The 18453-nt window shown below is 38.8% G+C and carries 21 protein-coding genes and 1 pseudogene; 14 read left to right on the forward strand and 8 right to left on the reverse strand.

Going from position 1 to position 18453, the window contains the following annotated elements; all coding sequences use genetic code 11:
* Window positions 1-3 precede the first annotated feature (3 nt).
* Window positions 4-1005: a glycosyltransferase family 2 protein gene (locus BLS89_RS05820; RefSeq protein WP_092736552.1), complete on the forward strand. Its 1002-nt coding sequence runs from the start codon at window positions 4-6 to the stop codon at window positions 1003-1005.
* An 8-nt stretch (window positions 1006-1013) separates the two neighbouring features.
* Here BLS89_RS05820 and BLS89_RS05825 read toward each other — a convergent pair whose 3' ends face one another.
* From BLS89_RS05825 to tsaE, 4 genes are read right to left on the reverse strand one after another with little or no spacing between them, the layout of a single operon-like run.
* Window positions 1014-1292 carry a barnase inhibitor gene (locus BLS89_RS05825; protein ID WP_092736553.1) on the reverse strand — a complete coding sequence of 93 codons (279 nt, stop codon included), beginning with the start codon at window positions 1290-1292 and terminating at the stop codon, window positions 1014-1016.
* Window positions 1289-1666: a hypothetical protein gene (locus BLS89_RS05830; RefSeq protein WP_092736554.1), complete on the reverse strand. Its 378-nt coding sequence runs from the start codon at window positions 1664-1666 to the stop codon at window positions 1289-1291. Before BLS89_RS05830 ends, BLS89_RS05825 begins: the two co-directional genes overlap by 4 nt.
* The gene (locus BLS89_RS05835) at window positions 1667-2857 is read right to left on the reverse strand and encodes an alanine dehydrogenase (RefSeq protein WP_092736555.1); all 1191 of its coding nucleotides are present in this window, start codon (window positions 2855-2857) and stop codon (window positions 1667-1669) included.
* A gap of 31 nt (window positions 2858-2888) precedes the next feature.
* A complete protein-coding gene (gene tsaE / locus BLS89_RS05840; protein ID WP_092736572.1) occupies window positions 2889-3296 on the reverse strand; it encodes a tRNA (adenosine(37)-N6)-threonylcarbamoyltransferase complex ATPase subunit type 1 TsaE in 408 nt (135 codons plus the stop codon).
* Window positions 3297-3464: 168 nt separating this feature from the next.
* Here tsaE and BLS89_RS05845 point away from each other — a divergent pair, with 168 nt between their 5' ends.
* The 6 genes from BLS89_RS05845 (at window position 3465) to BLS89_RS05870 (ending at window position 10382) form a co-directional block, all read left to right on the forward strand.
* Window positions 3465-3884: a deoxycytidylate deaminase gene (locus tag BLS89_RS05845; protein WP_092736556.1), complete on the forward strand. Its 420-nt coding sequence runs from the start codon at window positions 3465-3467 to the stop codon at window positions 3882-3884.
* A gap of 2 nt (window positions 3885-3886) precedes the next feature.
* Window positions 3887-4789: a site-specific tyrosine recombinase XerD gene (gene xerD / locus BLS89_RS05850; RefSeq protein WP_092736557.1), complete on the forward strand. Its 903-nt coding sequence runs from the start codon at window positions 3887-3889 to the stop codon at window positions 4787-4789.
* A gap of 414 nt (window positions 4790-5203) precedes the next feature.
* Window positions 5204-6706 (forward strand): ankyrin repeat domain-containing protein, encoded by a 1503-nt coding sequence (locus tag BLS89_RS05855; RefSeq protein ID WP_092736558.1) that lies wholly within the window; start codon window positions 5204-5206, stop codon window positions 6704-6706.
* Between the two features lie 6 nt (window positions 6707-6712).
* Complete coding sequence (locus tag BLS89_RS05860) at window positions 6713-7192, forward strand: DUF2271 domain-containing protein (protein WP_092736559.1); 480 nt, start codon at window positions 6713-6715, stop codon at window positions 7190-7192.
* Window positions 7179-9392, forward strand: a complete 2214-nt coding sequence (locus BLS89_RS05865) for a PepSY domain-containing protein (protein ID WP_092736560.1) — start codon at window positions 7179-7181, stop codon at window positions 9390-9392. The genes BLS89_RS05860 and BLS89_RS05865 overlap by 14 nt, the downstream gene beginning before the upstream one ends.
* Before the next feature lie 3 nt (window positions 9393-9395).
* Window positions 9396-10382 (forward strand): FAD:protein FMN transferase, encoded by a 987-nt coding sequence (locus BLS89_RS05870; RefSeq protein WP_092736573.1) that lies wholly within the window; start codon window positions 9396-9398, stop codon window positions 10380-10382.
* A gap of 620 nt (window positions 10383-11002) precedes the next feature.
* On the opposite strand, the gene BLS89_RS05875 is transcribed toward BLS89_RS05870, so the two are convergent.
* The 3 genes from BLS89_RS05875 to BLS89_RS05885 all read right to left on the reverse strand — a co-directional run bounded on the left by BLS89_RS05875 (window position 11003) and on the right by BLS89_RS05885 (window position 13903).
* Window positions 11003-11245, reverse strand: a complete 243-nt coding sequence (locus BLS89_RS05875; protein ID WP_092736561.1) for a NifU family protein — start codon at window positions 11243-11245, stop codon at window positions 11003-11005.
* A 14-nt stretch (window positions 11246-11259) separates the two neighbouring features.
* Window positions 11260-12372: an Mrp/NBP35 family ATP-binding protein gene (locus tag BLS89_RS05880; protein ID WP_092736562.1), complete on the reverse strand. Its 1113-nt coding sequence runs from the start codon at window positions 12370-12372 to the stop codon at window positions 11260-11262.
* A gap of 76 nt (window positions 12373-12448) precedes the next feature.
* Window positions 12449-13903, reverse strand: coding sequence for a sodium:solute symporter (locus BLS89_RS05885; protein ID WP_092736563.1), 1455 nt, complete (start codon window positions 13901-13903; stop codon window positions 12449-12451).
* Window positions 13904-14133: 230 nt separating this feature from the next.
* Here BLS89_RS05885 and BLS89_RS05890 point away from each other — a divergent pair, with 230 nt between their 5' ends.
* Complete coding sequence (locus BLS89_RS05890; RefSeq protein WP_092736564.1) at window positions 14134-15105, forward strand: YpdA family putative bacillithiol disulfide reductase; 972 nt, start codon at window positions 14134-14136, stop codon at window positions 15103-15105.
* A 68-nt stretch (window positions 15106-15173) separates the two neighbouring features.
* Complete coding sequence (locus tag BLS89_RS11340; RefSeq protein WP_176763259.1) at window positions 15174-15389, forward strand: Imm42 family immunity protein; 216 nt, start codon at window positions 15174-15176, stop codon at window positions 15387-15389.
* A 204-nt stretch (window positions 15390-15593) separates the two neighbouring features.
* Here the strand turns inward: BLS89_RS11340 and BLS89_RS05900 are convergent, their stop codons facing one another.
* Complete coding sequence (locus tag BLS89_RS05900) at window positions 15594-16502, reverse strand: LexA family transcriptional regulator (protein ID WP_143017730.1); 909 nt, start codon at window positions 16500-16502, stop codon at window positions 15594-15596.
* 79 nt (window positions 16503-16581) lie between these two features.
* On the opposite strand from BLS89_RS05900, the gene BLS89_RS05905 reads away from it, so the two are divergent.
* The 5 genes and pseudogenes from BLS89_RS05905 to BLS89_RS05920 form a co-directional block, all read left to right on the forward strand.
* Window positions 16582-16767, forward strand: coding sequence for a hypothetical protein (locus BLS89_RS05905; protein WP_092736567.1), 186 nt, complete (start codon window positions 16582-16584; stop codon window positions 16765-16767).
* A 6-nt stretch (window positions 16768-16773) separates the two neighbouring features.
* Window positions 16774-17073 carry a hypothetical protein gene (locus tag BLS89_RS10410; protein ID WP_143017731.1) on the forward strand — a complete coding sequence of 100 codons (300 nt, stop codon included), beginning with the start codon at window positions 16774-16776 and terminating at the stop codon, window positions 17071-17073.
* 41 nt (window positions 17074-17114) lie between these two features.
* Window positions 17115-17294 carry a hypothetical protein gene (locus BLS89_RS10415; protein WP_143017732.1) on the forward strand — a complete coding sequence of 60 codons (180 nt, stop codon included), beginning with the start codon at window positions 17115-17117 and terminating at the stop codon, window positions 17292-17294.
* A gap of 10 nt (window positions 17295-17304) precedes the next feature.
* The gene (locus BLS89_RS05915) at window positions 17305-17892 is read left to right on the forward strand and encodes a hypothetical protein (RefSeq protein WP_092736569.1); all 588 of its coding nucleotides are present in this window, start codon (window positions 17305-17307) and stop codon (window positions 17890-17892) included.
* 136 nt (window positions 17893-18028) lie between these two features.
* Window positions 18029-18453 (forward strand): annotated as a pseudogene (locus tag BLS89_RS05920) (Mu transposase C-terminal domain-containing protein); the annotation flags it as partial.

Below are 18453 nucleotides of genomic sequence, written 5' to 3' on the forward strand. Positions count from 1 at the left end.
TCTATGAACAGCATCTCCATCATCATCGCAATATACAACCGCAAAGACGAGCTTAGGGAATTACTGAATTCTCTGACTCTCCAAAGCGATAAAAATTTTGAAGTCATTATTGTAGATGATGGTTCTATAATAGACCTAAGATCTACCATAGATATGTTCAAAAACATATTAGACCTAAAATTCTTCCGCAAAGAAAATTCCGGTCCCGGACTTTCCCGAAACTATGGTGCTGAAAAGGCTAAAAACGATTGGCTGGTGTTTGTGGACAGCGATGTGATTGTAGAAAAAGATTATATAGGAAATATAAAGAAAAATTTAGCCCAAACCTCTTGTGATGCTTTTGGCGGTGCAGATAAAGCACATATAGGATTTAATCTAATGCAAAAAGCTATTTCCTATGCTATGACTTCTATTTTTACGACGGGCGGCATAAGAGGAAGCAAAAAATCCGTATCCAAATTCCAGCCCCGCAGTTTTAATATGGGGGTAAGGAAAGAGACTTTCGACAAAGTCGGCGGATTTTCGGAAATGCGTATCGGCGAGGATCCGGATCTCTCTATGACGCTATGGGAAAATGGATACACCACGGCATTTTTTGATAATATCGGAGTTTATCATAAACGCCGCACAGACTTTAGGAAGTTTTCTCGGCAGGTCTATCAGTTCGGAGTAGCAAGGCCGATATTAAACCAAAGGCACCCAAGCTATACCAAAGTAACCTTTTGGTTTCCTTCGTTTTTTTTAATGGGGTATATAATAGGGCTTATTCATTATTTTGTCTGGAGCTACGGCTTTATCCTATCTATGTATGGGCTATACACTATGGTGATATTCTTCCACGCACTGCTCAGAACAAAAAATATCAGCATTGCTGCTATGGCAGTTACCACTGCTTTCATTCAGATGTTTTCTTACGGCTATGGTTTTTTGAAATCTTGGATTAAGCTCAATATCTTAAAAGAAAAACCCGAAGATGCGTTCCCCGGGCATTTTTATAGGAAATAATTTATTTTTTAATCTTCGTATTGTTCAAGAAAATAAGTGAACGAAAAATCGTCTAACACCTCATTCAAATCTTCTAAAGTACAGATAACTTCGTCAAAAGTTTCTAATTGCTCCACACTCATATTCACAAACTCCAAATGCAGTGGCAACGCCTTAGAATTAGACAAAGCACCGCAGAGGGTTTGTTCAGTATCCACCGCCGAAAACACTGCATCTTTTTTCTTTAACACTAAAAAAAAATCCTCCAAATCTCCTATTTCCGAAAAATCTACATAGATGGTTTTCATTTTTTTAGAACTTTTAATTGATAAAAATATGCAGTATCTTTTCTTTTCTCAAAATCCACTTCATACTGTGCGTTGTCAGGTGTGGGATAGTACAGCTTGTAGATAGGATACGGCTTCCTCTGCGGATTACTCTTTCCAAAGTCTATCCCTCCGTCTGAAAAAATGGTATCTTTCAGAAATTTTTTAGAGATATGGTGGGTTTCCATTACAGAGTCCACAGGGCGGGCATAGGTCCACTCCTTAGACAACGTTTCGGTAATGACTCTGCTGTTGGGCAGATAGCCGCTACAGCTTACGCCTTTTTGGTTCAGAATAAAGAACATTATAATAATACCAGGGATAAGCCCTATCATATAAAACTTTAGTTTTCTCATTTAGAAAATCAAAAGGTTAATATCGTGGTAAGTCAGTCCAAATTTATCGCAAACCAATTTTTGTGTATGACGCCCTTTGTACATATAAAGAGAGTCTTTCATTTCGGCTGTTTTCACCAAAACATTTTCGAAGCCGCCCATTTCGTCGTAATTCAAGAGATAACTCAAGAAGAAATTACTAATCGCTTTTGTAGTAGTTCTCGGCATTCGTGAAGTCAGATTTGGAAGTCCGCAATGTACCAAACCATCTTTCACCACATAAGGATTCTCCTGCGTAGTTACCTCAGAGTTTTCGATACAACGCCCGTAATCTATGGTAAGGTCTAAAATTACGCTTCCTTTTTTCATTCCTTTTACCATAGCTTCCGTAACTACTGGTGGCATATTTAGTCTTGGCATAGCACCGATAAGTACATCGGCTCTCTTGAGGCTCTTAGTCAATTCTTTTGGATCTAAAACCGAAGTCGGCACACGGTTATCAATCAAAGTATGGAGTCTTCTCAGTTTCGCCAAAGAATTATCAAACACTTTTACGCTAGCTCCCATTCCGAGAGCAGCTTTTGTCGCAAACTCCCCTACAATACCGGCACCTATGATGACTACCTCCGCAGGGCGAACACCCGTAACGCCCCCCAACATCAAGCCGTTGGATTTTGCCAAAAGCTCGGAGCTATACAAGATGGCTACCCCTCCTGCTATCTCACCAACAAGCCTTACCAAAGAACGCTGCTTGTATTCGTCTCTCACAAACTCAAATGCAATAGCATTCACTTTCTTTTCAGCTAATTTGTCAAAATAGTCTTTGTCTCTAAGGTTGATTTGCAATGCCGAAGCAAGATAGGTATTAGAGTTAAGGTATTCTATTTCTTCCAAAGTAGGAGGGTTTATTTTTAAGACTAATTTTTGTCCAAAAGCTACTTTTGGGTCGTCCGTTAGTATCGCACCGGCATCTGCATACTGCTCATCTGTAAAATGAGCTCCGTCTCCTGCCTTTCTTTGTATTACTATCTCGTGCCCAGATTCCACCAACACCTGAACTGCATCTGGCGTAAGACAGAGCCTTTTTTCGTTCAGACAGGTTTCTTTAGGTATTCCTATACTGAATTTTTTACTTTTCTTAACAATCTCTAATTTTTCTTCTTTAGGAATGAGATCCTCCTCTGTAAAAGGAGTAAATATAGTATTACTCATTATTTCAAGTATTTTATCAAGGCAAAGATAATCATTTAAAAATTATCATTCTCTCTTTTCCTTTTTTTTCTATGGTCATCTCGTGGCAAAAAGTTTCAGAAAGCTCCTCTTCATAAATATCCGGCCATTCTATAACAGACAAACAAGCTCTATCCAAATACTCCTCTATCCCGATATCCAAAGCTTCCTCTAATGATTTTATTCTATATAAATCAAAATGATAAATTTTTCCTTTAGGGCATAGGTATTCATTTACTATGGCATAGGTGGGCGAAGACACTTCATCACCGCTGCCCAGCGCTTCCAAAAGATAACGCGTAAAAGTGGTTTTCCCTGCTCCTAAATCCCCTCTGAGAAGTAGAATATTAGATCGGAGATGGTCTAAGACATAGGATGCCACTCCCCTCCACTCTTCCTCTTGACTAATCACAAACTTCATAATTTCTTTTTTGCAAATTAACAACTTTTCAGCCATTTATTCCTCAAAAATAAATACCCCTTAGAAAAATAAAGCACCTAATAGTTCTGGTATTTATTTTTTTTTTAACTTTAACCTTTCTTATTTCAGCAAGAGAAGAAACAAACATAAAACTAACTTTCAATCAATATGTTTAATAAATTTGACATTGCCTATCTCAAAATGGCACACGAATGGGCTAAGCTGTCTTACTGTAAACGCAAACAAGTAGGAGCCCTTATTGTAAAAGAGAGAACCATTATTTCTGATGGATACAACGGAACCCCCTCCGGCTTTGAAAACAACTGCGAAGATGACAGCGATAAAACCAAGTGGTATGTCCTCCACGCGGAAGCCAATGCTATTCTGAAATTAGCCCGAAGCACACAGTCCGCAGAGGGTGCCACGCTGTACCTTACACTATCCCCGTGCAAAGAATGCAGCAAACTCATCTACCAATCCGGCATCAAAAGATTAGTATATATTAACCAATATTCCGATGACGAGGGACTTAAATTCCTAAAAAATGCGGGGGTAGAAGTCTTACAAATCTCGGAAGAAAACCTCTAACTATGGACTGGGAAGAGAAAATCAGTGATTTTTACGGCTACCTAAAGCTCGAACGAAATTTCTCCGAAAACACAATAGACGCCTATGTAAGGGATATTCAAAAACTCAAATCCTTTGCCGAAGAGTATTTGGACGGTGTAGCTGCTTCTCAAATATCCTACGAGCAAATACAAGAGTACCTCTACCACCTGAGCAAAGACAAGTATAGTGAAAGAAGCCAAGCAAGGTGGATTTCTTCCATTAAAACCTTTTTCAAATACCTGCACGAAGACGATTACAGAGAGGGCAACCCCGCCACTCTGATAGAAGCACCTAAAATGGGTCTCTACCTACCCGACACTCTCAGCTTTGAAGAAATTGAGACCATCTCCAGCAGTGTGGATAAATCTACGCTTCTCGGGCAACGAAACTTTACGATGATAGAGACGCTCTACGGCTGTGGATTGCGTGTTTCCGAGTTAGTCAATATCAAATATTCTAATATCAATTTCAAGGAAGACTATATCCGTGTAGAAGGCAAAGGTAGCAAAGTACGATTGGTCCCTATGCCGGAATACACCAAAAACATCCTCTTGGAATACACCCGCGATACCCGCCCCAACATGAAAATAGGCGACAAGTACCAAGACATTGTTTTCCTAAATTCCAGAGGCGCTCCTATCTCTCGTGTGATGGTCTTCATCATCATCAAAGATATTGTGGAAAAAGCCGGCATCAAAAAAACGATTTCCCCCCACACTTTTAGGCATTCTTTCGCTACGCATCTACTGCAAAATGGTGCCGACCTAAGGTATATACAAGAGCTTTTGGGACACAGCAGCATTACCACTACAGAAATCTACACCCACTTAGAAAACGAAGAACTAAGAGAAGCCATCCTAAAATACCATCCAAGAAACCAATAAGCATAAAGAGATAATTAAAATATTAATTGATAATTATTCTGTTTTTGTTCTTAAATAAAACAAACAGATATGTCTGTAGTATTCTTTTTGTCAAATAAGAAATATAAATTTACACAAATCTGACGGTTGTAAAGTTTATTATAAAAAATATAAGACAAAACAAATTATCAACCATATATTGAACTGTATTTAACAACTTTAACCTTAAATAAAATTGAAATATAAGCTTTATTTTATCAATTTATCAATTTATCAATTTATAAATAATCTAAATTAAAAATATTTTTATATATTTGCTCATTGAAATTTTTGAGGAATTGGACGGGGGTAGCTCTTCTTTTTTCTTTGCTTTTGCAATGTTAAATAAGTAAAACTTATTCGTTCACTTGCTTTAACTTTATAAATTATTAAATAATGAAAATTAAAAAATATTTTGTTCTATTCTTGGGATTGAGTTTCGGAGCTAGCTCTCTGATGGCACAAAACAGACTGTTAGACAAAGATTTTTGGCAGTCTAAACCCAATTTGGAAGCCGTAAAGGCAGAAATCGCCAAGGGAAACAACCCTACAGAAGCCAACAATTTTGGTTTTGATGCCGCTACGCAGGCAATATTGGCAGACGAGCCTCTGGATGTCGTAACTTATTTGGTGGAACTGCCCGGAAACGGCGTTGCAAAACTAACGCACGACAGCAGAATATACCTCCACTGGGCAGGCTACAGGAAAAATTTGCCTTTGGCGAAATGGCTGATTGACAAAGGTTCATCGCTCTCGCTCAAGGACAGCCACGGCTACACGCCTATTTCTTTTGCTGCATTTACGGGGCTTGCCGATCCGCAGTATTACGATTTGTTTTTTCAAAAAGGCATAGACCCCAATGAAACTTATCAAGACGGTGCCAAGCTGATTAACTTTGCCATTGCCAACGATAGTTCGGAGCTAAAACTAATGAAATACTTTGTTTCCAAAGGAGCAAATCCTAGGGCTAAGGACGATTTGGGGCGTACATTGACAGATTATGCCGCAAAAGGACAAAATCTCGATTTGCTAAAAAGCCTCATCAAACACGGTATCAGCTATACCGGCAATGCACTGTTTATGGCGGCAAAAGGCACCAAAGAAGGGAAACAAGCACTTCCCGTTTTTGATTTTCTTGTCAATGAATTGAAAATTTCGCCTAAAATTACAGACCACGAAGGGAATAATATGCTCCACTTACTGCTCTCGGGCAGATTTGCGAACAATGATGCCATAGCCTACTTTATCGGCAAAGGCGTAAGTCCCGAACAGATGAACGACAAAGGCGAAACGCCGCTAATGAAGGCGGTGGGAAGGAATAATGAATTTGCCGTAGAAGCGATGCTTGACAAAGGCATTAAAAATATCAATGCGGCAGATAAAAAAGGAATTTCTGCACTTTGTTACGCTATGGAAAACGCCTCTCCGAAAATGGCAGAATTACTCATCAACAAAGCGGCAGATGCTGCCGTTAAGGATAAAAAAGGCAACAATCTACTGTACTATGCGATAAAATCTTATAGCGGAAGAAATAGAAATTCTGTGGAAGACATTCTGAAAAAAATCGACTTGCTGAAGGCTAAGGGTGTGGACATTACGGCGCCTCAAGCGGACGGAAATACGATTTTGCACTTAGCTGTCGGTACCCAAAATCCTAAATTGATAGAAGCCTTAAAACCTTATATCAAAAACATTAACGCTAAAAACGAAGAAGGGCTTACGCCGCTGCACATGGCGGCTATGGTTGGGCAAGATGCTAAAATCATCAACCTCCTGCTGAAAATGGGCGCGGACAAAAGCATCAAAACTTCTCTTGATGAAACCGCCTACGACTTAGCCGAAGAAAACGAAATTTTATCTAAAAACATCAATGAAATAGAACCCCTAAGATTAAAATAAGAAAATATGAAAGTATTAAAATCCATCCTCGTTTTGGGAATTTTGATGGCAGGCTCATTCGATTATGCCCAAACTTCTACTTACAAATGTATGCTCCAGCTCAAGAACTACAATAGTGAAGACGGGGCATATATCATAGCATCACTGGTAGATGCACAGGGCAAATATGTGAAAACCCTCTCTGTAATGGGAGATGAGCGTAGATGGTATCATAATTTAAAAGAGTGGTACAAATTCAAAAAAGCAAGTAAAGAAAATGTAGATGCCATCACGGGGGCTTCGGTAGCTGCCGGAAACCGAGCGGTAAAGGTGTTTAAGATAGACGACCAATACCTGAACAATGGCTACAAAATCAAGTTTGAGTCTGCGGTAGAAGAAAATCCGTACTACTCCGAAGATGTGTCTGTGCCGCTTAGCGACGAGGGACTTACCCAAAAATATGACGGCAAAGGCTATATCAGATTTGTGAAGATTGTTAAAAACTAAATACACCCTAAACAAAGGAATGAAAACCTCTTTTTGGCGTTATTTACATTTGGTATTAGCCCTCGTTATTTCCGCGTTTTTACTTACAGCCTCCCTTACGGGGGGCATTTTAGCTTTTTCGGAAGCGACAGAACAAATCCAAACGCCTCATCAGGTAAAAAACGAATCTCTTGCCGAAATCATAGAAAAAATACAAACGCATATCTCGGAAATCAGCGAAATAGAGGTGGAAAACCACCAAGTAACCGTAAAGGGATTGGACGACAATATGTCGGAAGTCGGCGGCGTAATTTCTCCGAAAGACGGACGCATCGCAGGGAAAGCTCCCCCCAAACCTGAATGGCTGAAAAATATAAAGGCGCTCCACCGCTCTTTGTTTCTGCACGAGACGGGAAGGCTCATCGTGGGCGGTACGGCGGCATTGTTTCTCATCTCCTTGCTGACGGGCTTTGTGCTCCTCTACCGAAGACAGGGCGACAAAATACTGCGCAATGCGGAAATGATGTACAAGTCGGATTTTATTCATTTCTTGGGTGGCAAGTGGTTTGCCATTCCGCTGACCATCATTGCCCTTACGGGAAGCGTGATGTTTGTTTTTCGCTTGGGGTTAATTAACACACGACAACCCAAAGCAATTAGTTTTCAACCCGAAAAAAACTTGAAACACATACAGGTAAAAGATTTCCCGATATTCAAATCTACGCCGATAGCGAAAGTGAAAAAATTGATTTTCCCTTTGTTTGAGGAAGAAGAGGATTTTTTTGAACTTACTACCACCACCGAAACACTGAAAATCAATCAGTTCACGGGACAGGTGTTATCCAAACAGCCCGTGGCAGAGGCTAAAGTCTGGAAACGCTTTAACCAAGAATTGCACACCGGTGAATCCAATACCGTATGGGCATTCGTGCTGTTCCTTTCGGCAATGGTAATTCCTTTGCTCATCGGCTCCGGCGTATTTCTTTGGCTTAACAGAAGACCGAAAAAACTTAAAAATCAATACACGGCAGACGAGGCGGAATATATTCTTTTGATAGGCTCGCAAAGCGGAAGCACCTCTCTTTTTGCCCATAAAATCCACCGGCAGTTGTTGAATGCAAAACACCCCGTGTATATTTCTTATTTGAATGATTATCAATTATTTCCAAAGGCAAAAAAACTCATCGTTTTCACTTGCACCTACGGCGAGGGCGAAGCCCCCGACAGTGCGGATCAATTTGAAACATTATTAACTCAAACCCCTCAAAATCAAAACATTGACTATACTGTTGTAGGTTTTGGTTCGGAGTCTTATCCCGATTTTTGCGGCTTTGCAAAGAGAGTGAACGCCCTGCTTTCGGAACAGTCTTGGGCTAATGAACTGCTGCCGCTACATACGGTCAACGAGCATTCCACAGAGGAATTGGCATTTTGGACTGAGGCTTGGAACGAAAAAACGGGACAATCCCTGATGACCAATCCGATGTATTACCACTTTGAGGTGGAGCATTTTGAAAATCTGTCTATTGTGGCAAAAACGCCGCTGGACGAAGAAAACCAAATTTTCAGCCTTACGCTGAAACCTCTTTCCAAAAAATCTTTCCAATCGGGCGATATATTGGGGATTTATCCTGAGGGCAACCACCGCGAGAGACTTTATTCCATCGGGAAAGTCGGGCGGAATATTCAACTGTTCGTGAAACTGCACCCCCACGGACTGGGTTCGCAATACCTTTACCGCTTGAATGCGGGCGAAAAAATTAAAGCAAGAATCATCAATAACGAATATTTTCATTTTCCCCAAAAAGCATCTCGTGTACTGATGATAGGCAACGGTACAGGCATTGCCCCATTTCTCGGAATGATAAACACCCCCACTCCGGGCATCGAAAAAACTCTTTATGCCGGTTTCAGGCACCGCAACAAAGAGACGGAAGACCTCCGCAATGCCATTGTTGAAAGCAGGAAAAAACACCTTGTGGAAGATTTTCGGATCGCTTATTCCACAGGCGATGCACCGAAACGCGTTACGGATTTGCTGCGTGAAAACCCTGATGCCGTCGTAGATACATTGAAACAAAACGGCGTGATTATGCTCTGTGGTTCCTTAGCCATGCAAAAAAGCGTAGAGGCTCTGATAGAGGAACTTTGCCAAAAAAATCAACTACCGGGCGTGGCGGCACTCAAAGAAAATCACCGCATACGAACCGATTGTTATTAGATGATGAAAAAATGGATATTACTATTTTGCGTGCTGTCGGGGATTAGTTTCCTCCATGCCCAAGTGTTGAGACACCGCACCGTAGCCCTTATGGGAAGCCGGTTTGACATCAGCATCGTCGATAAAGACAGCCTTTCGGCAGAAAAAGATATTGACGAAGTGGTGGCGGAAATTGACCGCATAGAAAATTTAATCTCCGAATGGCGTCCCAATACGCAAATCTCGGAAGTCAATAGAAACGCTGGCATTACCCCCGTGAAGGTGGATAGAGAAGTTTTTGACTTGACTAAAAGGGGAATTTATTTTTCAAAAATAAGCGGCGGTGCTTTTGACATCAGCATTGCGGCAATGGATAAAATCTGGAAGTTTGACGGCTCTATGCAAGAGATGCCTGCAGACAGCAGCATCAGAAAATCCGTGGCGCGCGTGGGTTATGAAAACATTGTTTTGGATAGTGCCAACTGCACCATCTTCCTGAAAAAGAAAGGAATGAAAATAGGCTTCGGCTCCATCGGGAAAGGTTATGCGGCGGACAGAGGCAAAGCGCTGATGCTGAAAAAAGGCATCAAAGCGGGCATCGTAAATGCATCGGGCGATATGTCGGTATGGGGGCTTTCGCCCAAAGGCAGGCTGTGGCGGATAGGCATCACCGACCCATTCCATCCCTCCGAGTACATAGATATCATCACTCTGGACAACGAGTCTATGGTCACTTCCGGCGACTACGAAAAATATGCTGTCATCAACGGGAAACGCTATGCCCATATCATCAATCCCAAAACGGGCTACCCTTCCCACGGACTGACGAGCGCTACCGTCAAAGGTCCTTCTGCGGAATTTGCCAACGGACTAAGCACCTCCGTTATGGTATTAGGCGCCAAAAAGGGCAAAAAACTAATGAAACGCTTCCCGAATTATCAATACTACCTCATCACCGACAAAGAGAAAATCATTAAATCGAAGGGGTGGGAGTCGGTAAAGAGAAAGTGACAGTTTGTTTTAGGTTTATATTTTTATAGAATGGATAAGCCTGGCAAGGGAGCAGAGAAGAAAAAAATATGTGGGCAAAGAAATCTTCGGAAATGAAACCCAAAATATTATCTGCCAAAGTCTTTTTTACGAGAGGATGCCGTTAATGCAAAAACAATAAAACCATTTTTTAGGAAATCCAATTTGACTTTCAAAATATCAAACAGGTGGTCTTCATGAACAGTGAATTTTGATACGGAAAAGACTGGCACGAACGAAAAAACGACCATAAAGCAAACCAAGAATATTGGAAGAACAAAATTGAAAGAAACGTAGAGCGAGATAGAGATGTCAACGAATAATTAGCAAACAAGGCTATTTTAAACTATTATTAATCAATCTTAAACACCCATTCATATCATCTATGTAAATATAGATATTCATTTCTACCCTTTACATTCTAATCGGACCTACACTGATTTCATTTATAATGTTGGAAAAGCAGCAGTCTCTATTTCAATGAACTTTTTATATTTTGATGATGAGTAAAAATTCTTTGACTGCGAATAAAGACATCCCTTCGTGTATCTATAAAAAAAACAATGCCCTAATTGGGCATTGTTATATTGATTTTTTGAATATTATTCCACATTGATAATCTCAGCTATTTCCGGAACTTTCTCTCTAATGGTATTTTCTACCCCTAATTTCATCGTGGAAAAGCTGATAGGACAGCTGGAGCAATTTCCTAAAAGGCGTACATAGACATTATTGTCTTTTACATCTATAAGCTCTATATCTCCGCCGTCTTTGTTCAGGAAAGGGCGAATGCTCTCCAGAGCTTCCATCACTTTTGTAATAATTTTTTCGTTTTGTGTTTCCATTTCTCGAAAAGGTTTTATTTGGTTTTATTTTTAGGTGAACAGCCAGACATTGTTGTGATTTTTACAGCTTCTGTGGGAGGCAGGTTTTCATTCCTTTCTATAAGGCTTTCCAGCATTTTTTTTGCAGTTTCGTGATATATTTCTGCTATTTTTGAACCCTCTTGCAGAGAGGCTGGCCGTCCTACATCGCCGGCTTCGCGAATGCTTTGTATCAATGGGATTTCGCCCAAGATAGGAATGTTTAAGGTCTCTGCCAAAAACTGAGCACCTTGTTTACCGAAAATATAGTATTTATGGTCTGGTAATTCTTCAGGAGTAAAGTAAGACATATTTTCTATCAAGCCCAAAACGGGAATGTTGATGCTTTCCATTTTGAACATTGCAATTCCTTTTTTCACATCGGCAAGTGCCACATGCTGAGGCGTACTCACGATAACAGCCCCAGTTACAGGAACCTCTTGGATAATGGATAGGTGTATGTCCCCTGTACCCGGTGGCAAATCGATAAGCAGAAAATCCAGCTCTCCCCACGCCGCATCTCTAATCATTTGGTTTAGAGCTTTTGCTGCCATAGGTCCTCTCCATACTACGGCGTGATTAGCCCCGGAAAAATAACCAATAGATAATACTTTTACGCCATAGTTTTCTATGGGTTTCATCAGCTGTCTGCCATTTTCTTCCACTGAAATAGGTCTTTGCCCTTCTGTATCAAACATTGTAGGAATAGAAGGCCCGTATATATCTGCATCTAACAGCCCTACTTTGAAGCCCATTTTTGCCAATGTTACTGCCATATTGGAAGAAATTGTCGATTTCCCTACGCCTCCTTTTCCGGAAGCTATCGCGATAATATTCTTGATACCGGGGATTTGTTTGCCTTTGATTTGGTTCATTTGAACTTCGGACTGAGGTGGAGACTCTATCTTTAGTTTAAGCTGCACAGACTCTCCGAACTCCGATAAGAAAGCCTGTTTCATCGCGGCTTCCAGTTTCTTCTTTTCGTGCATCGCCGGAGAATGGGCTTGCATATCAATATAGACATCATCACCCATCACTTGTATATTTTTTACTAAATCGTCTACTTCTATTTCTTTTAGAAAATTTTGAACCTTTTTTTTATCTATCATAATATTATTCCTTAATTGACGAGGACAAAATTACATATTTTTTAACAAATATTCATTAGAGTAAATAGCGTTAATATTATGTTTTTTTTCTCGTATTTTTTTTGCTAATAATATACAGCCCTAAAAAAGTTATTAAACCGTTGATGATCAGTAATTCTAATCCGATTTGGAATTCTCCGAAAATAGTTTGTTGATATTTATCAATGATATAGGAAGCAATAGGAGAAATAATACAGATGAGGGGTACCCAGCGGTCGTGAACCGCGTTTTTGGTGAAAATTCCAAAAGCAAATAATCCTAACAGAGGTCCGTATGTGAAACCTGCCAGTTTTAGAATAAGCCCAATCATAGAATTATCGTTTATAATCTTGAAAATCAAAACCATCATCAGGAAAGATAAGGCTACGAGTAAATGGACTCTTTTGCGGAAAATTTCTTGTTTCTTTTCGGAAATCTTTTTGTTCTTAAGGTTGAATATATCAATGCAAATAGATGAAGTAAGAGCCGTCATAGCACCATCTGCACTAGGGAATAATGCAGAGATGAGAGCGATGATGAATATCAAAGAGATAAACGGCGGCATATATCGAAGTGCCACTTCCGGGAAAAGCTGGTCTCCGGTAGTGGAGATATTCTGCTGGTCTGCATAGAGATATAAAAGTCCTCCCATATAGAGAAATAAAGCTATAACCCCGAAAATAATAACCCCAAGCGTGACCATATTTTTTTGGCTGTCTTTGAGGTGGGTTACAGAGATAGATTTTTGCATCATTTCTTGGTCTATGCCCGTCATTGTAATGGTGATAAAAGCTCCCGCAAGGATTTGTTTTAAGAAAAATCCTTTGTCATAAACATTAGTATTGAAAACCTCTGTATAGCCTTTGTTGTGCATAAGGTGCAAGCTTTCCAAAAAACCAACATTCATATGGCTTAGAATGTAAAAAGTGCAAATACACAGCCCCAAAAGCATACAAGTAGTTTGCAGAGTGTCTGTCCATACTATCGTTTTTACGCCACCCTCATAGGTATAGAGGATAATCATAGCTAATATGACTAATGTGGTTACCCAAAAAGGAATACCGAAACTATCCAAAATAGCAATTTGTAAAATATTGACCACCAAATAAAGCCTTGCCGTAGCCCCTACCAATCTCGACACAATGAAAATAACCGCCCCCGAAGTGTAGGAATACCGCCCCATTCGTTCTTGAAGATATCCATATATGGAGGTGAGTTTCAGGCGGTAATACAAAGGCAAAAGAACATATGCAATTATGATATAACCTATCACATAGCCGATACTGATTTGTAGATAATGAAAATGGTCTTTGCTTACCATCCCCGGTACACTTACAAAAGTAACTCCGGATAGAGAAGTTCCTATCATTCCGAATGCGACGAGCATCCAATTACTTCTCCTATCACCTACGAAGAACCCCTCATTATCGCTATTTTTACCCTTTTGATAAGCTACAATCAGCAGCAATGCAAAATAAACGAATACAATCAATAATAGAACGGTTGGAGACATATTTTTTAGATTAAAACAAAAGCAAATATATCAATAAAATTCTAATGAAAGTAATCTGTGTTTGTATAAGATTTTTTTTAACTTTGAATCAATATTTATAATCAATGCCTTAATATGGATTATTAAAAAAAATCAAGCGTAAAAAGCGAACAAAAATAGATGCAGCGTTTCGTTTCCATAATCCGGAGAATGGGACGGGGCAGAGTTTTAATTTTTTAATCAATTGAAAATTGGAGAATTTAGATATATTTATTGTAGGAGCGGGTCCGATAGGGCTTAGCTGTGCATTGGAAGCAAAAAAAGCAGGGCTGTCTTATTTAGTGGTGGAGAAGGGGACCATTGTAAATTCACTTTACAATTATCCGATCTATATGCGGTTTTTTTCCACCGCAGACAAACTGGAGATTGCAGATATTCCTTTCATATCAGCATCCGTCAAACCAGGGCGGCAAGATGCATTAGAATATTATCAGGGTATCGCAAGACAAAGAGATCTTTCCATAAATCTTTATGAGAAAGTGCTCGGCATAAACAAGGAGGAACAAGGAATTTTTAGAATAAAAACCGATAAGGCAGAATACAAAGCCAAGAACGTAATTATCGCAACAGGCTTTTATGATATCCCCAATAAAATGAATATACCGGGAGAAGACTTGCCAAAAGTAAAACATTATTATACAGAGCCTTATCCCTATGCAAAACAAAAAATATTGGTAATAGGAGCGAGTAATTCTGCAGTAGATGCAGCTTTAGAAACTTATAGAAAAGGTGCAAAGGTTACGATGGTTATTCGTGAGGATAAAATTTCGGATAGCGTGAAATATTGGGTGAAACCCGACATAGAAAATCGTATAAAAGCAGGGGATATTAAGGCTTATTTTAGAGCTAATGTCTTGGAAATAAAGCCTCGTGAGGTTTTGATAAAAACGGCAGATGGGGAAATATTGTCTCTGGAAAATGATTTTGTATTGGCGATGACAGGCTATCTTCCTGATTTTGATTTTCTCAAAAATGCAGGTATAGAGCTCTGTGGCGAAAATCAAAACCCAAAATACAATCCGGAAACTATGGAATCTAATGTAAAAGGGCTTTATTTGGCTGGTGTCGTTTGTGGTGGTAAGAATACACGCCTTTGGTTTATAGAAAATTCCCGAATTCATGCCAAGTTTATCATTTCTCATATTTTAAGTTTTTGCAATTGATTGTCAATTTATATAGTTTCCTGATGATACAAAGAAAATATTTAATCTGTTAAAAAAAGATGCTACATATGATTGTTGGAGATCCATATAAATTTGCAATAATCGTTGAATATATGCCCGCTTGGAATATTGGCGACATTTGGCATAATGGAGTGATGTTACTCTCTATCAATGGAGAATTGTTTTTATTGATTAACATTTTATATGTTATAACTTTCCCATTTCTACTAAGATATTTACATTTTATTGTAGAATCATTTTCTTTTATAGCAGGTAAAATTTGACTAAGATTTTCTATTTTTTGTTGGCTAGTTATACTAACATATATTAAACAGAAATACCAAATGTAAAGGGATTGAGCGCGATTTATTTTAATTAGCTTTAATTGGGGTGTAATAATTTCCGTCTAAAATTAAAGTTTAGATTCGCTCACTTTTTAATATGGTATTAAGTAATAATTAATTGTTCTGTTAGATATTTTAATTGATTTATTCAAACCTAATACCCCCTACCACAATAGCTATCGAATAAACCTGCTCTAAAGGGAGGTCAAAAGGCTTGTAAGACTCGTTGTCTGATACGCATAGGATGCAATTTTCTACGGTACTCTGATGGATGCGCTTAATGAGAGCGCCTTGCTCTGTATTTAAAACATAGACCTTATTCCATTGGAAGAATATATCTCTTAAAAACAGCTTTTTACACGCTACAAGGTCTCCTGAGCTATATTTTGGATACATACTATTTCCTTTTATCCGTATCATGAAATCTGCTTTAAGCTCCGTAAATTCTGGGATAACATAATTGCTGGTCTCGTAGTCCATTACTTGGATTTCCCCTTCTCCAAAGCCCGCCATAGCCTCTATGGGAATAAGCGGAATACCCACTGGGCTTTCTTCTATTGTACCGCTTTTATACAGCTTAACGCCCCGCTCTACTTCTTCCTCATTGAAAAAAGAAACATTCTCGTTTTCTATTCCATTTGATAACTTTTTTTGCACATTTGGTTTGGTAACATTTTGGTCAACATTTAAGTCAACATTTTTTTTGTTGACCTTTTCTGCACTTTTCGTTTTTTCCTCTTTTTCCGAAGTATAACCTTTTTTAAACATTTGGTTTGTTATACTTTCGGTTATACTTTGAGTTATACTTTTATTGTATAACTTTTTTTGCACATTTGGTTTTTTTACATCTCCCTTTCCTGATAATAAAAAATCTGCATTTAGATTTTCGCATTTTGCGTATATTAAATCAGTATCAAATGTATTTCTACTATGCCAAGAAGACATAGTTTGAGGTTTTATACCTAAAAACTTAGCAAAATCAGTATCGCTATTAAAATTATATTCCTTTTTTATCTTGTTTAATATCAATGATTTATCTATAAAATTACTCATTTTGCATAAAATTTTATCTTTTAAATTTGTATTATTACGCAATATGCGTATATTTGCATTATCAATTTAAAGCAAAGGTATGAATAAAAAAATAACACTGGCAAAGGCTATCAAGGAAAAACATCAGACGCCTTACCAAAAGCTGGCGGAAGCCTTTAATACTTCGCCTATATATATAGGACAAATAGCACGAGGCGAAAGAATGCCTATCAGAGGCAAAGGGCTTAAAATAAAACAGGAATTAGAAAAATTAATAAAACAATAGAAAACTATGGAACTACCAAAAAGATACTTCCTAAATGATTTAAAGGAACTAAACGAGCGTTTTAAAAAGGATTTACAAGAGCTACCTCGGTCACCAAAGAAATACTCTGACTATAAGACAATATGCAGTTCCGTAGAAGTGCTGCTTGATATGGTGGTTTGTCTATCTCTACAACCCAATAGTGGAGATGTTCTTTCAAAATCCGAACTTCTAAAACATTGCACAGAGCGTCTATCTTTTTCTTACGACTCTCTATGTTCTGACCTCTCTCAGCTGCAGAAAAGTCTAAATGAATATGAACAATAGCCATAGAATATAATTTTTAAAATGACAAAAGTATAAAAAAAATGAAAAAGTTTATCCACAGAATCATCTGTATCAAAACCTCCCGTGTCATTAGAATATGGAGCGAACCTCACAACTCCATAGCGATACGCTCGCTTTATATTTTTGGCTTCCGAGTGAAAGATATGGATAGCCGTATAGTTACAAGGAAAGAGCAATTAAGAGCATTTAACTATTTTTAAAATAAAGAAAATGATTAAAAAAAACAGAAAAAAAGCTTCTCAAAAAAAGAGAAGCCGCAGACCAAACGAAATAGAGAATAGGACTATGATGGAGTTTTCCAAGGGCAAGCTTGATAATGCTCATCAGCAAATGGAAATAAAGCAAAAGGAGGATAGACTTCTTTATCAGAAAGAGCTTTGGCAAATATTGAGTGAAATTTACGATAAGAGCCTCGGTCTATCACAAACACAGTTTCATATATATCGCGCAAAAATACAACAGTTGAATCAGCTATTTGTAGAGCCGCCATACGCAGGAGCAAGCTCTGAGGGTGATTTACCCACTTCTTTTGTTTCCGCTGAGAAGGAGATAGCGAAATATATCGCTGAATGTCTGCAAGGTTATCACGGACAAAAATACGATACTGAGGGTACTCTATCTCTGATACGAGATTATAAAGTTGTTCAATCTCATCCCGAGAAAAATCATAGCGTATCTCTTGAGCGGGTGCATTCGATTTTAGAAGATAATTTTCAAGACTCATCGCTATATAAATTATTGCATTTGTTACTAAACGGTAATAAAAATGCCAAAGCAAAGGTAATTACTTTTTTTTAAATGTATATCACTATAATTTTTGATTAGACACCACAAATGTAGTGATTTCTCCCGAAAAGCATACACCGTGAGGCAGGTACACGGCGGGAACAAAAGGCGAGAGGCTCGCCACCCAATTTTAAATAAGCAATAAAAAATGAAATTGCAACCCACAGACATCATCACCAGAAAAACCGACGGCACGGAGACTTTGTGGCTCTCCCAGCGCCTCGTGATGGAGGTCTGTGGGATTAGCGAGGAATATTTAAAGTTTATCAGAAATAAATACAAATCCTCCGTTCCCTCCTGCTACCAAAACAGGGAAACGCTGCCTGCTACGGGTAAGGCGTGGCGGTGGGCGAAAATAAATAATGCTTTTTATTATGATTTGGCTTTTATTCCGAATAGGAAACCGGCTTACTACCGTTCTTTGTTTGGGGATGCAGAAGCTCTGCGCGAGCTTTGGGAGAAAACGATAAGCCACAATGCCACCACTGAGCTGGAGCTAAGATTTAAACGCCATTTAAAGGCAAATTACAGACACTTTATAGAGCATTATACCGATGCTAATGAGGTGCAGCG

The organism is Riemerella columbipharyngis (assembly GCF_900101995.1).
In the GTDB taxonomy this organism is placed as follows: domain Bacteria; phylum Bacteroidota; class Bacteroidia; order Flavobacteriales; family Weeksellaceae; genus Riemerella; species Riemerella columbipharyngis.